This is a genomic window from Streptomyces sp. STAM6 (genome assembly GCF_054963715.1).
The window spans coordinates 248,404-260,356 of the sequence record NZ_JBUEFZ010000006.1 but is presented as its reverse complement, the minus strand read 5'-3'; the positions used below and the strand labels follow the sequence as shown (position 1 = coordinate 260,356).

The 11,953-nt window shown below is 72.9% G+C and carries 14 protein-coding genes; 7 read left to right on the top strand and 7 right to left on the bottom strand.

Annotated elements, in window-relative coordinates; genetic code table 11:
* Window positions 1-53: 53 nt before the first annotated feature.
* From ACY34K_RS11405 to ACY34K_RS11395, 3 genes are read left to right on the top strand one after another with little or no spacing between them, the layout of a single operon-like run.
* Window positions 54-929: an AraC family transcriptional regulator gene (locus ACY34K_RS11405; protein ID WP_462746064.1), complete on the top strand. Its 876-nt coding sequence runs from the start codon at window positions 54-56 to the stop codon at window positions 927-929.
* A gap of 10 nt (window positions 930-939) precedes the next feature.
* On the top strand, window positions 940-1,707 hold the full coding sequence (locus tag ACY34K_RS11400) for an AzlC family ABC transporter permease (RefSeq protein WP_462746063.1): 768 nt from the start codon (window positions 940-942) through the stop codon (window positions 1,705-1,707).
* Window positions 1,704-2,012, top strand: coding sequence for an AzlD domain-containing protein (locus ACY34K_RS11395; RefSeq protein ID WP_462746062.1), 309 nt, complete (start codon window positions 1,704-1,706; stop codon window positions 2,010-2,012). Before ACY34K_RS11400 ends, ACY34K_RS11395 begins: the two co-directional genes overlap by 4 nt.
* Before the next feature lie 2 nt (window positions 2,013-2,014).
* Here the strand turns inward: ACY34K_RS11395 and ACY34K_RS11390 are convergent, their stop codons facing one another.
* Window positions 2,015-2,920, bottom strand: a complete 906-nt coding sequence (locus ACY34K_RS11390) for a hypothetical protein (protein ID WP_462746061.1) — start codon at window positions 2,918-2,920, stop codon at window positions 2,015-2,017.
* 79 nt (window positions 2,921-2,999) lie between these two features.
* On the opposite strand from ACY34K_RS11390, the gene ACY34K_RS11385 reads away from it, so the two are divergent.
* Window positions 3,000-3,194 (top strand): DUF3046 domain-containing protein, encoded by a 195-nt coding sequence (locus ACY34K_RS11385; protein ID WP_462746060.1) that lies wholly within the window; start codon window positions 3,000-3,002, stop codon window positions 3,192-3,194.
* A gap of 137 nt (window positions 3,195-3,331) precedes the next feature.
* Window positions 3,332-4,588 carry an AI-2E family transporter gene (locus ACY34K_RS11380; protein ID WP_462746059.1) on the top strand — a complete coding sequence of 419 codons (1,257 nt, stop codon included), beginning with the start codon at window positions 3,332-3,334 and terminating at the stop codon, window positions 4,586-4,588.
* A 46-nt stretch (window positions 4,589-4,634) separates the two neighbouring features.
* Here ACY34K_RS11380 and ACY34K_RS11375 read toward each other — a convergent pair whose 3' ends face one another.
* The 3 genes from ACY34K_RS11375 to ACY34K_RS11365 all read right to left on the bottom strand — a co-directional run bounded on the left by ACY34K_RS11375 (window position 4,635) and on the right by ACY34K_RS11365 (window position 6,868).
* Complete coding sequence (locus ACY34K_RS11375; RefSeq protein ID WP_462746058.1) at window positions 4,635-4,772, bottom strand: hypothetical protein; 138 nt, start codon at window positions 4,770-4,772, stop codon at window positions 4,635-4,637.
* Window positions 4,773-4,910: 138 nt separating this feature from the next.
* Window positions 4,911-5,576: a response regulator gene (locus ACY34K_RS11370; RefSeq protein WP_462746057.1), complete on the bottom strand. Its 666-nt coding sequence runs from the start codon at window positions 5,574-5,576 to the stop codon at window positions 4,911-4,913.
* On the bottom strand, window positions 5,573-6,868 hold the full coding sequence (locus ACY34K_RS11365; protein ID WP_462746056.1) for a sensor histidine kinase: 1,296 nt from the start codon (window positions 6,866-6,868) through the stop codon (window positions 5,573-5,575). The genes ACY34K_RS11370 and ACY34K_RS11365 overlap by 4 nt, the downstream gene beginning before the upstream one ends.
* Window positions 6,869-7,185: 317 nt before the next feature.
* Between ACY34K_RS11365 and recA the strand changes: the two genes are divergently transcribed.
* Window positions 7,186-8,319, top strand: a complete 1,134-nt coding sequence (gene recA / locus ACY34K_RS11360) for a recombinase RecA (RefSeq protein WP_462746055.1) — start codon at window positions 7,186-7,188, stop codon at window positions 8,317-8,319.
* Entirely contained in the window at window positions 8,225-8,893 is a 669-nt protein-coding gene (gene recX, locus ACY34K_RS11355) for a recombination regulator RecX (protein WP_462746054.1), read from the top strand. The genes recA and recX overlap by 95 nt, the downstream gene beginning before the upstream one ends.
* A gap of 21 nt (window positions 8,894-8,914) precedes the next feature.
* Here recX and ACY34K_RS11350 read toward each other — a convergent pair whose 3' ends face one another.
* The 3 genes from ACY34K_RS11350 to ACY34K_RS11340 form a co-directional block, all read right to left on the bottom strand.
* Window positions 8,915-9,352, bottom strand: a complete 438-nt coding sequence (locus ACY34K_RS11350) for a rhodanese-like domain-containing protein (RefSeq protein ID WP_462746053.1) — start codon at window positions 9,350-9,352, stop codon at window positions 8,915-8,917.
* Between the two features lie 2 nt (window positions 9,353-9,354).
* The gene (locus tag ACY34K_RS11345; RefSeq protein ID WP_462746052.1) at window positions 9,355-9,984 is read right to left on the bottom strand and encodes a cupin domain-containing protein; all 630 of its coding nucleotides are present in this window, start codon (window positions 9,982-9,984) and stop codon (window positions 9,355-9,357) included.
* Window positions 9,985-10,198: 214 nt separating this feature from the next.
* Entirely contained in the window at window positions 10,199-11,914 is a 1,716-nt protein-coding gene (locus ACY34K_RS11340; RefSeq protein WP_462746051.1) for an FAD-dependent monooxygenase, read from the bottom strand.
* Window positions 11,915-11,953 lie beyond the last annotated feature (39 nt).

The window sequence follows — 11,953 nt, the reverse complement described above, 5'->3', positions numbered from 1 at the left end:
AACGGCGCGGACCTGGGGAAACCCGCTTCCGGCCGGTAGCGCAGAATGGACCCGTGGCGACTCGCGAGCAGGCACGGTACTGGCAGTACCCCGAGCTGCCCGGAGTCGATCTGCTGCACGCCCGCTACATCCGCAAGGCCTTCGCGCGGCACACCCACGAGACATTCGTGTTCGCCGCGATCACCGAGGGCGTGGAGGCGTTCCACTACCGCAACGACCTCGTGCGGGCGGGCCCCGGACAGATCGCCCTGGTGAACCCCGACACACCGCACACCGGACACGCCGGCGTCCCCGAGGGCTGGACCTACCGCACGATCTACCCGGCGGCCGAGCTCATCGAGTCGATCGCCGGCGACACCATCGCGCTGCGCGGCTCGGTCGGATTCACCAGCCCCGTCGTGGACGACCCCCGCGCCGCACAGCTCGTCATCGGGGTGCACCGGGCCGCCGAGGAGGGCAACGCGCTCGCCGCCGACAGCCTGCTGCGGCTGGTCACGGCACGCATGCTGCGCAGTCACGGTGGCAGGACGGCGGCCCTCGCCCCACGCTCGGCCGGAGCGCGCAACGCGGCACGCGCGCGGGCCGTCCTGGAGGAGCGGATGGACGATCCGCCCACCCTTGAGGGGCTCGCCGCCGAACTGGGCACCAGTCCTTTCGCGCTGCTGCGTGCCTTCCGGGACGCCTACGGGATGCCGCCGCACACCTGGCTGACCGACGCGCGGGTGCGCCGCGCCCGGCACCTCCTGGACATGGGCACGGCCCCGGCCGACGCCGCCGTCGCGGTCGGCTTCACCGACCAGCCGCACCTGAACCGTCACTTCGCGCGGATCGTCGGGGTGCCACCCGGCGCCTACCAGCGGGGACGTGCCCGGCTGGTGGGCCGCAGCGGTGCAAGAACGTACAAGACCGGGTCCGGCGGCCCGACGTAGCGTCGCCGCCGTGGCAGAACAGACAGCACCAGCACCCCTACGCACCGACCCGCCCGCCAAACCCGACAGCGCCGTCGTCCGGGACGCGCTCGGCGTCGGCGTCGCGGTCGGGCTCTCCGGCTTCGCATTCGGCGTGACGTCGGCCGGCGCCGGCCTGAGCGTCCTGCAGACCTGCGCGCTGAGCCTGCTGGTCTTCACCGGCGCCTCGCAGTTCGCGCTGGTCGGAGCCCTCGCGGCGGGCGGGAACCCGTTCACGGCCGCCGCCGGCGCCTTCTTCCTCGGCACCCGCAACGCCTTCTACGGGCTGCGGCTGTCGCAGCTCCTCGCGCTCCCCCGGCTGCTGCGGCCGCTGGCCGCGCACGGAGTCATCGACGAGACGGCGGCCGTGTCGCTCGCCCAGCCGGACCGGCGGGCCGCCCGGATCGGCTTCGCGGTCACCGGCCTCACGCTGTACGTGCTGTGGAACCTCACCACCCTGCTCGGCGCCCTCGGCGCCGAGGCCGTCGGCGACACCGACTCCTGGGGCCTGGACGCCGCCGGACCGGCCGTCTTCCTGGCGCTGCTCGCCCCCATGCTGCGGACGACGACCGAACGGGCCGTCGCCGGCATCGCGGTCGTCCTCGGGCTCGGCTTCCTGCCCGTGCTGCCCGCGGGCGTGCCGGTGCTGGTCGCGGCCCTCGCCGCGCCCGCGGTGTTGTGGTTCGAGGGCCGCCGGACCGGTGGCGGGAACGGGCCGGCCGACGACGGCGGCCGGGACCGGAAGGGAATGGACCGTTGAACGTCTGGATCGCGATAGGACTGACCTTCGCCGGCTGCTACCTCCTGAAGCTGGCCGGCCTGCTGGTGCCCGCCGGGGCACTGGAGCGGCCCCTCGTGCGGCGGCTGGCCGGGCTCCTGCCGGTCGCCCTGCTCGCCGCGCTCACCGCCCAGCAGACCTTCAGCGCCGACGGCGCGCTCGTCGCCGACGCGCGCGGCGCCGGTCTCGCGGCGGCCGCCCTTGCCCTGGTGCTCCGCGCCCCGTTCCTGGTGGTCGTCGGCGTCGCGGTGGCGGTGACGGCCGGGGTGCGGGCCATCGGCGGCTGACGTCAGTCGATCCGCCTGCCGTGCGCCCGCAGTGTGCGAAGCGCCTCGATGGTCACGATCGGCCGTGACTCCAGGGAGGTGCCCGGTGCCCACTGGCGCCAGTTGACCGGCCAGCCGCCGTCCTCGGCCTGCGCCGCGGTGAGGTGGTCCAGCGAGCGTGCCATCTCCTCGTCCGTGAACCACCGCCGGGCGAGCGAGTCCGGCACGCGCGCGTAGTCGTGCGGGAAGTGGTGCTCGGTGGGCGCGTAGCCGGGTGCGACCGGGAAGTCGTCGATGCGTTCCGGGTCCAGCACCGCGAGCCGCTGTTCGCGCACCAGTCGGCCCAGCCGGTCCGCGGCCGCCTCCGCGCGGGACCGGTCCGGGACACCGTCCAGGAAGGCGACGGCGGCGTGGATCTCGTACGGATGCGACTTCTCCAGTGCCTCGACGGCGGCCCAGCAGAAGTCCGTGGCGCGAAACAGCCATGCGTGCCACACCTGGTTGCGGTGGAGCAGACCGACCACCGGGCCGGTCGCCAGCAGCTCGCTGGGCGGGTCGTCGACGACCGGGACGAACGGTGCCACCGGATAGCCCCGGATCGAGGGGTGGATGGCGGGCAGCGCCCCGTCCGGGGTGGAGATGTCCGTCAGATAGCGGCAGATCCGGTCCACCCGCAGCCCGCCGCAGCGGCCGATGGAGTCCAGCACGCGCAGGGCGTGCCCGGTGTGCAGCGGCTGGCTCACCGGGCCGCGCACATCCGGTTCGAGGGCGTGACCGTAACCGCCGTCCTCGTTGAGGTACGCCGCGAGGGCGGCCTCGACCGCATCGGCGTCCCCGCCCAGGAAGTGGTACGCGAACCGCCGCTGTTCGAGCACGCGGGCCGTCAGCCAGATGAAGCGCTCGGCGCGCGCGAGAGGAGTTCCAGCCATATTCCGACGGTAGGGCGGAAAGGGCTTTCGGCAACGGGCGCGGACAGGGCTGCACTCTCAGGAGCGGGATACTGGATGCATGCGGTTGACGATTTTCTGGGAGCGGATGGCGGACCACTTCGGTGACGCGTACGCCGAGTCCTTCGCGCGGGACCATGTCATGTCGGAGCTCGGCGGCCGGACGGTCCGCGAGGCCCTGGACGCGGGGTGGGAGACGAAGGACGTCTGGCGGGCGGTGTGCGCGGCGGTGGACATCCCCGCGGAGAAGCGCTGACCCACGCGCGCGCTGACCCACGCGCGCGGTGAGCCCACCGCGGCGCGTGTCCGGACGATCAGTGATCTCCGTCGCAGCTGCCCGGTGATCACTGGATGGGCGGTCGGAATGTCGCAGCCGTACGGGACACTTGCCCCGTGGCCCCGACTGACGAGAACGACACGACGACCACCGGCTCGGTGACGGAGGGTACGGCCGGCGGGTCGACGACGCGGGGCGCCGCCCCCGCCGCCCGTATGCCCCGCTGGCTGCCGCGGGCGATGGCGCTCGCCCTCGCCCTCTACGCCTGCTTCCAGCTCGGCAGCTGGGCGTTCCACCAGCTGATCGGCCTGCTGATCAACATTCTGATCGCCTTCTTCCTGGCCCTGGCCGTCGAACCGGCGGTGGGACGCATGGCGGCCCGCGGCATGCGCCGGGGCCTGGCGACGTTCCTCGTCTTCTTCGCCGTCGTGGCGGCCGCCGCCGGCTTCGTCGTCCTGCTCGGCTCGATGCTGGCGGGCCAGATCGTGGAGATGGTCGAGGACTTCCCCAAGTACCTCGACTCGCTGATCAACTGGATCAACCACACCTTCCAGACCGAGCTGTCCCGGGTCGAGGTCCAGGACAGCCTGCTGCGCTCCGACTGGCTCCGCAAGTACGTCCAGAACAGCGCGAGCGGTGTGCTGGACGTCTCCGCGACCGTCCTGGGCGGGCTGTTCAAGCTGCTGACGATCCTGCTGTTCTCGTTCTACTTCGCGGCCGACGGGCCACGCCTGCGCCGGGCGCTGTGCTCCGTGCTGCCGCCCGCCAAACAGGCCGAGGTGCTCCGCGCGTGGGAGATCGCCGTCGACAAGACGGGCGGCTACCTCTACTCGCGCGGACTGATGGCCCTGATCTCCGGTCTCGCGCACTACGTCCTGCTGGAGTTCCTCGGCGTGCCGTACGCACCGGCGCTCGCCGTGTGGGTGGGTCTGGTCTCCCAGTTCCTGCCCACCATCGGCACGTATCTGGCAGGCGCCCTGCCGATGCTGATCGCCTTCACGGTCAACCCCTGGTACGCGCTGTGGGTGCTCGCCTTCGTGGTCGTGTACCAGCAGTTCGAGAACTACGTGCTCCAGCCGAAGCTCACCGCCAGGACGGTCGACATCCACCCGGCCGTCGCGTTCGGGTCGGTCGTCGCGGGTACCGCGCTGCTCGGCGCAGTCGGTGCCCTGATCGCGATCCCGGCGGTCGCCACCCTGCAGGCCTTCCTCGGCGCCTATGTGAAGCGGTACGACGTGACGGAGGACCCGCGCGTGCACGGCCACCGCAAGCAGGGCGAGGCTGTCCTCGCGCGTGTGCAGCGGGCGCTGCGTACGAAGAAGGAGGAGGCGGGCGGACCGCCGCCGTCGGCCCCGCCCCTCGACGGAGCCTGACCCGCCCCCCGGTACGGTCCGCCGGCCCACCGCCGGCACGCGCGCGTCAGTGGTGCTCCAGCCGCACCTTCGGCAGCGTTCGCGAGAGCCAGGACGGGAGCCACCACGCGCCGCGCCCCAGCAGCTGCATGACCGCCGGCACGATCAGACAGCGGATGACGATCGCGTCCAGCAGGATCGCCACCGCCAGCGTGCCTACACCCCTGGTTGCGGATCCTCACGCGCGCGTACCGCCCGAGTTGCGTCCACACGCGCGCGAACCCCGAGAACACCCCGAGGCCAACCCCGGGAGCGCGCGACCGAACCGAGCCGGCACCGGAGGTCAGCCGAGCCAGCCCGGTGTGATCATCCCCGACTCATAGGCCAGGATCACCAGCTGCGCCCGGTCCCGGACGTCCAGCTTGGTCATGATGCGGCTGACGTGAGTCTTGGCGGTGGCGGGGGACAGCACCAGCCGCTGCGCGATCTCGTCGTTGGACAGACCGGCCCCGACCAGCCCCATCACCTCGCGCTCCCGCTCGGTCAGGGCGTTCAGCCGGGGACCGGGGTCGGGCTGCCGGCCGCGGTCGGCGAACTCCGCGATGAGACGACGCGTCACGGCCGGCGCGATCAGCGCGTCGCCGCGCGCCACCACCCGAACGCCGTGAAGCAGTTCCATGGGCTCGGTGTCCTTGACGAGGAAGCCCGACGCGCCGGCGCGCAGCGCGCCGTACACGTAGTCGTCCACATCGAAGGTGGTCAGGATGATGACCCGCACCCCGTCGAGGCGCGGGTCCGCGGTGATCCGCCGGGTGGCCTCCAGACCGTCCGTCCCGGGCATGCGGACGTCCATGAGCACGACGTCCGGGCGCAGCTCGCGGGCCAGGGCGACCGTCCGCTCGCCGTCCCCTGCCTCGCCCACCACCTCGATGTCGGTCTCGTCGGCCAGGATGGACCGGAAGCCGGCCCGTACGAGCGTCTGGTCGTCGGCCAGTACGACACGGATCATCTGTGGTCCCCCTCGGACGTGGAGAGCGGCAGCCGGGCGGTGACCCGGAACCCCTCGGCGGTGTTCTCCGCGGTGAGTTCGCCGCCGAAGGCCCTGGCGCGCTCGGCCATGCCCCGGATTCCGCTGCCCGGCGCCTTGTCACCGCGCCGCGCGTGCCCGTGCCCTCCGCCCTCGGGGCCTCCGACACCACCGGTGTCCCCGGGCGCGCCGGGCGCGGGAGGAAGGAGCTCGCCGGGCGCTTCCTCGCCGTCGTCGTCGATCCGCACCCGCAGATTGTCCTCGCTCCAGGCAAGGGTGATCAACGCCGAACGGGCGTGGGCGTGCCGGGTCACGTTGGTGAGGGACTCCTGCACGATGCGGTAGGCGGCCAGGTCGAGCGCGGGTGGCAGGGAGCGCGGCGTGCCCTCGGTGCCCAGGCGGACGTCCAGTCCCGTGGAGCGGGCCCGGGCGACCAGCTCGTCGAGCCGGCCGAGCCCCGAGACCGGCGCGGTCGGCGCGACCTCGTCGGCCTGGCGGAGCACTCCGAGTGTGGAGCGCAGCTCCAGCAGCGCGTCCTTGCTGGTCGCCTTGACGGCCTCCAGGGCCTCCCCGGCCGTGGTGAGGGCGACGGCGGGGTCCGGCTTCTTGCCCAGCCGGTGCAGTGCCGCGCTGGACTGGACGTTGATCAGCGAGATGCTGTGGCCCAGCACGTCGTGGAGTTCGCGCGCGATGCGCAGGCGCTCCTCGGTGGCGCTCTCCCTGGCCCGGGCCTCCTGCTCGCGCTCGGCGGCCAGCGCCCGCTGCTCGACCTCGTGGAGATAGGCGATCCGGGTGCGCTGGGCCCGGCCGATGGCGACCAGGCTGATCAGCCAGCCGGCCAGCATGACGAGTGAGGTGTCGTCGATCTGGCGCCGGCCGGGGTCCTGACGGAACTCGCCGAGACCGACGGCGAGCAGCGTGACGGAGGCGAGGGCCACCGAGGCGACGAACCGGCCCTCGGCCGCGGTGGTGTAGAGGGCCAGCGCGAAGGCCACCATGAGCGGACCGTCGTAGGAACTGAGCGGGTAGTAGACGGCGCACGCCACCAGGGTGATCACCGCGACGGCGACGGGCCGGCGCCGCCGGAAGTACAGGGCGCCGCAGCCGGCGGCGATCAGGGCCCAGCCGATGAGCGTCCGGACGGGCGGCTCGCTCTCGTGGGCCGCCGACACCAGAGTCCAGACGACCACGAAGAGGGCGACGGCGCCGGTCACGGCGGCGTCGGCGGTCCGCGAGGAGGCACGGCCCGTACGGGTGCGGGAGGGAGGGGCCATGTCTCGAAGGATAGGCGGGTGGGAAACGCGGCCCGGTGCGCTCCGCCGGACCCGCCGGCCTGCTCCGCCGGGTCCGTGGCTGCTCCACCGGGGACCCCGGGGGACGGGCCGGACGGGGTCACCCGGACCGGTGTGGCTCGCTTGACACTGAAATCGAACATCCATTCTTATGGGGTTCCGGCCCGATTTCCCGGGGGCGACGAGGCGTCGGTCGCGGAGTTATCCACAGGCTGGAGGGACGTCGGGGCCCATTGTCAGTGGCAGGGGTTAGCGTCTTTGACGTGAAGCGATCGACACAAGCAAACCGGGTGGAACCCATGGCAGGAACCGACCGCGAGAAGGCGCTCGACGCCGCGCTCGCACAGATTGAACGGCAATTCGGCAAGGGCGCAGTGATGCGCATGGGCGAGCGGTCGAGGGAGCCCATCGAGGTCATCCCGACCGGCTCGACCGCGCTCGACGTCGCGCTCGGCGTCGGCGGCCTGCCGCGCGGCCGTGTGGTGGAGATCTACGGCCCGGAGTCCTCCGGTAAGACGACCCTGACCCTGCACGCCGTGGCCAACGCCCAGAAGGCCGGCGGCCAGGTGGCGTTCGTCGACGCCGAGCACGCCCTCGACCCCGAATACGCGAAGAAGCTCGGCGTCGACATCGACAACCTGATCCTGTCCCAGCCGGACAACGGCGAGCAGGCGCTGGAGATCGTGGACATGCTGGTCCGCTCCGGCGCGCTCGACCTGATCGTCATCGACTCGGTGGCCGCGCTCGTGCCGCGCGCCGAGATCGAGGGCGAGATGGGCGACTCCCACGTGGGTCTCCAGGCCCGGCTGATGAGCCAGGCCCTCCGGAAGATCACCAGCGCGCTCAACCAGTCCAAGACCACGGCGATCTTCATCAACCAGCTCCGCGAGAAGATCGGCGTGATGTTCGGCTCGCCCGAGACCACGACCGGTGGCCGCGCGCTGAAGTTCTACGCCTCGGTGCGTATCGACATCCGTCGCATCGAGACCCTCAAGGACGGCACGGAGGCGGTCGGCAACCGCACCCGCTGCAAGGTCGTCAAGAACAAGGTCGCGCCGCCCTTCAAGCAGGCCGAGTTCGACATCCTCTACGGCCAGGGCATCAGCCGCGAGGGCGGTCTGATCGACATGGGCGTCGAGCACGGCTTCGTGCGCAAGGCCGGCGCCTGGTACACGTACGAGGGCGACCAGCTGGGCCAGGGCAAGGAGAACGCCCGCAACTTCCTGAAGGACAACCCCGATCTCGCCAACGAGATCGAGAAGAAGATCAAGGAGAAGCTGGGCGTCGGCGTCAGGCCGGCGGAGGCCCCGGCGGCCGAGCCGGGCGCGGACGCGGCGGGTGCGGCCGGAGCGGCCGACGAGTCGGCGAAGTCGGTCCCGGCCCCGGCGGCGAAGGCGGCCAAGGCGACCAAGGCCACGGCGGCCAAGGGCTGACCCCATGGTCCGGCGCACCGAATGGCCGGGCGACAGCACCGACTCGTCGAGGGCCGAGAAGGAGCTGTCGCCCCAGGATCCGGCTGAGCGGGCGCGGGCGATCTGCCTGCGCCTGCTCACCGGGACCCCGCGCACCCGCAAGCAGCTCGCGGACGCCCTGCGCAAACGTGAGATCCCGGACGATGTCGCCGACGAGGTCCTCTCGCGCTTCGAGGACGTCGGTCTCATCGACGACGCGGCCTTCGCCGACGCGTGGGTGGAGTCCCGGCACCACGGCCGGGGCCTGGCCCGCCGCGCCCTCGCCCGGGAGCTGCGGACGAAGGGAGTGGACCCGACACTGATCGACGAGGCGGTCGGACAGCTCGACTCCGAACAGGAGGAGGCGACGGCCCGGGAGCTGGTGGCCCGCAAGCTCCGTTCCACCCGGGGCCTCGACCGGGACCGCCGCCTCCGCCGCCTCGCCGGCATGCTCGCCCGCAAGGGCTACCCCGAGGGCCTGGCCCTGCGGGTCGTGCGGCAAGCCCTGGAGGAGGAGGGAGAGGACACGGAAGACCTGGGACACGAGGGCCTCTGAGGGAGTCGCTCGTGGGCCGGCCTACCCACGGGCAAGAGGCGCCGTCACCGGCAAACCCTCCCCGCGCCAGGCCTGGAAGCCACCCACCAGGTCCGTGGCGCGGTGAAGTCCCAGCCGCCGGAGGGAGTCAGCCGCCAAGGACGAGGCGTACCCCTCGTTGCAGACGACCACGACCCGCAGATCGTGGCTCACCGCCTCCGGCACCCGATGGCTGCCCCGGGGGTCCAGCCGCCACTCCAGCTCGTTGCGCTCGACGACCAGCGCACCCGGGATCAGCCCGTCACGGTCACGCAGCGCGGCGTACCGGATGTCCACCAGCAGAGCCTCACCCGCCTCGGCCGCCGCGAACGCCTCGTGCGGCCCGATCCGGTCCAGCCCTGCGCGGACCCGCTCCAACAACTCGTCGATGCCGACCGGTTCCGCGCGTTCCGTATGCTGCGCGTGCTCCGTACCTTCCATGCTCACTGCCAGTCCTCCGGACGCTCGACCTGCTCGAGACGGAGCACCGCTCCCGCACGGCTGAAGCGCCGGATCAATGGAAGCGGCGGGTAGTACGCATGCACCGACACGGCGTGCTCGGTCGCCGACTCGTTGAGCACCTCGTGCACATGGTGCCGCCCGAAGGCCCGTCCGGCACCGGGCCGGACCACCCGCGAGCGATCGACGTCCTCGGCCAGTTCGAGGGAACGCCAGCCACCCGAGGGCAGCCGCACGGACAGGGAGTGCTCCCTCAGGGCGCCGCGTGCGGTCGCGAAGGCGCCGAGCGACTCGGCGTGGTCGTGCCACCCCGTGCCCGTACCCGGCGGCCAGCCGATGAGCCAGGCCTCGCTGCCACCGGGCCCGTCCAGCCGCACCCAGGTGCGGCCCTCAGGGTCGAGCGGCAGGGAGGAGACCAGTGCGGTGTCGGCCGCGGTGCGGCTGACGAAGTCGAGGAGTTCCGCCGACGTGGGACCGCCGCTCCGGCGCGCGGAGCCGGGGGAGCCGAGAGCCGGAGCGCGGCCGGAAGCGGGGGGTGAGTCGGGGGAATCCGAGGCAGGGGGAACGGGGGCAGGGGAAACTGAGGCAGGGGAATCTGAGGCAGGCTGAGACACGAAGACCGTCCTGAAGTCCTGGGTTCGCGAAAGAACGCGCACGTCGGAACGAGCGCCGACGAGCGGCGCGCCGGTGCGCGGGAGGGAAGGCGAATTCAGCAGGACGGACGACACACGCCGCCCACGTAGCGGACGAGGTCCATATGGACCCGCCGCCACAGGCGTACAGCGGTGTCGGTCATGATCCGGAGTACACCACGGAGACCCGGCAGGGTCAATTGACGTCCGCGGTCTGATCGCGCCGTACGGACGCCGGGGCACCGCCCCGTACCGCCTCGGCCGCGGCGTGCAGTTCGGCCGGGCGCACCCCGCCGAACGCGGCCGCCAGATGACCGTCGGGCCGCACCAGCAGCACGGTGTGCGCGGACGCTCCCGGGTAGGCCTCCGTGACGAGGAGCTCACCCTGGACCGGCAGCGCGGCGACCGCCGACGCCAGCCGGGGCATCACACCCGCGCTCTTCCAGTGCCGCTGGTCCCACACGCCCGTACCGGGAGCGACCAGGACCACCAGCAGACTGCCCCGGCCGAGCCGGTCGCGCAGGCGCACGGTGGTGCCGTCGGGCGCGGTCACCGGGACATCCATGACCGGCGCGCCCAGTGGCGTCCCGACGCCCATGTGCGCCTCGGCGTCCTGGGGTGCGAGGGGGGAGTGCGGGTAGGAGGGGGGCGCGCCGAGCGGGCCGTACCCCAAGTGGCCATCCGTCAGGAGGGCGTCGTGCCCCCGTGCGCCGCCCCGGAGATAGGTCCGCAGCCCGCCGCCGCCCCGCAGCACGGGCAGCGACTGGTCGGCGGCGCGCAGCCGGGCCGCGACCGCTGTGCGGCGCTCGGCCTGGTAGCTGTCGAGCAGCACGTCGGAGGCGCCGTGGTGCCAGGCAAGGGCCAGTTTCCAGGCCAGGTTGTCGATGTCCCGGAGCCCCTCGTCGAGGCCCTGGGTGCCGAGGGCGCCCAGCAGATGGGCGGCGTCACCGGCCAGGAAGGCCCGCTCCACCCGCCAGCGCCGGGCGAGCCGGTGGTGCAGGGTGTAGACACCGGTGTCGAGCAGGTCGTACGGCGGTGTGACGTCGCACCAGCCCGCCAGCGTCTCGCGGATCCGCGCGATCAGGGCGTCCGGCGTGACCAGGTCGCCGCGCGGAGGCAGCAGCCAGTCCAGCCGCCACCCGTCGTCGGGCAGCGGCCGCGCGGTGACCTCCTCGCCGATGTCCCGCCACGGCGGCTGGCGGTGCAGGACCGCCTCGCCCTGCCAGGGAAGTTCGGCACGGAGGACGGCCACGGCGTGCCGTTCGACCGCCGTACGCCCCGGGAAGCGGACGTCGAGGAGCTTGCGCACGGTGGAGCGGGCGCCGTCGCAGCCCACCAGGTAACTCCCGCGCCACCAGGTCGCATCGGGCCCGCGGGTGTGCACGGTGACCCCGTGCGCGTCCTGCTCGATGGCGTCGAGACGACTGTGCGTGACGATCTGCACCAGGGAGCGGGCGGGTGACTCCGCGGCGGCGGCCCTCAGCCCCCGGCTGAGCGCATGCTGGGGGATGTGCAGCGGCGAGACGATGTCCTCGGTGCGGTCGCCGGCACCGCGGTCCTGACCGGGAGCGGCCGTACCACGGACCTCGTCGCGGGCCGCACCGGTGACGGCCTTGCCGACGGCCGCCTCGGTACCGTCGCCCGGGGCGGCGAAGACGATGCGCCGCACCTCCTGCCGCCGGCGCAGCGACCGCCAGCCCGGCCAGCGGGCGCCCTCCTCCCGCAGGTCGGCGCAGCCCAGGCGCGCCACGAGAGCCGCCGTGTCCGGGCGCAGTACCGCGGTGCGCGCGGGCCGGGGCTCCTCCCGGCCGGGGCCCTCGTCCAGGACGACGGACGGTACGCCCTGGGCGGCGAGGGCGAGGGACAGTGCCAGCCCGACCGGGCCGGCACCGACGACGATCACCGGGTCCACGGCGCGACTCCACAGGCCCTTGCGGTCATGCGACGAACA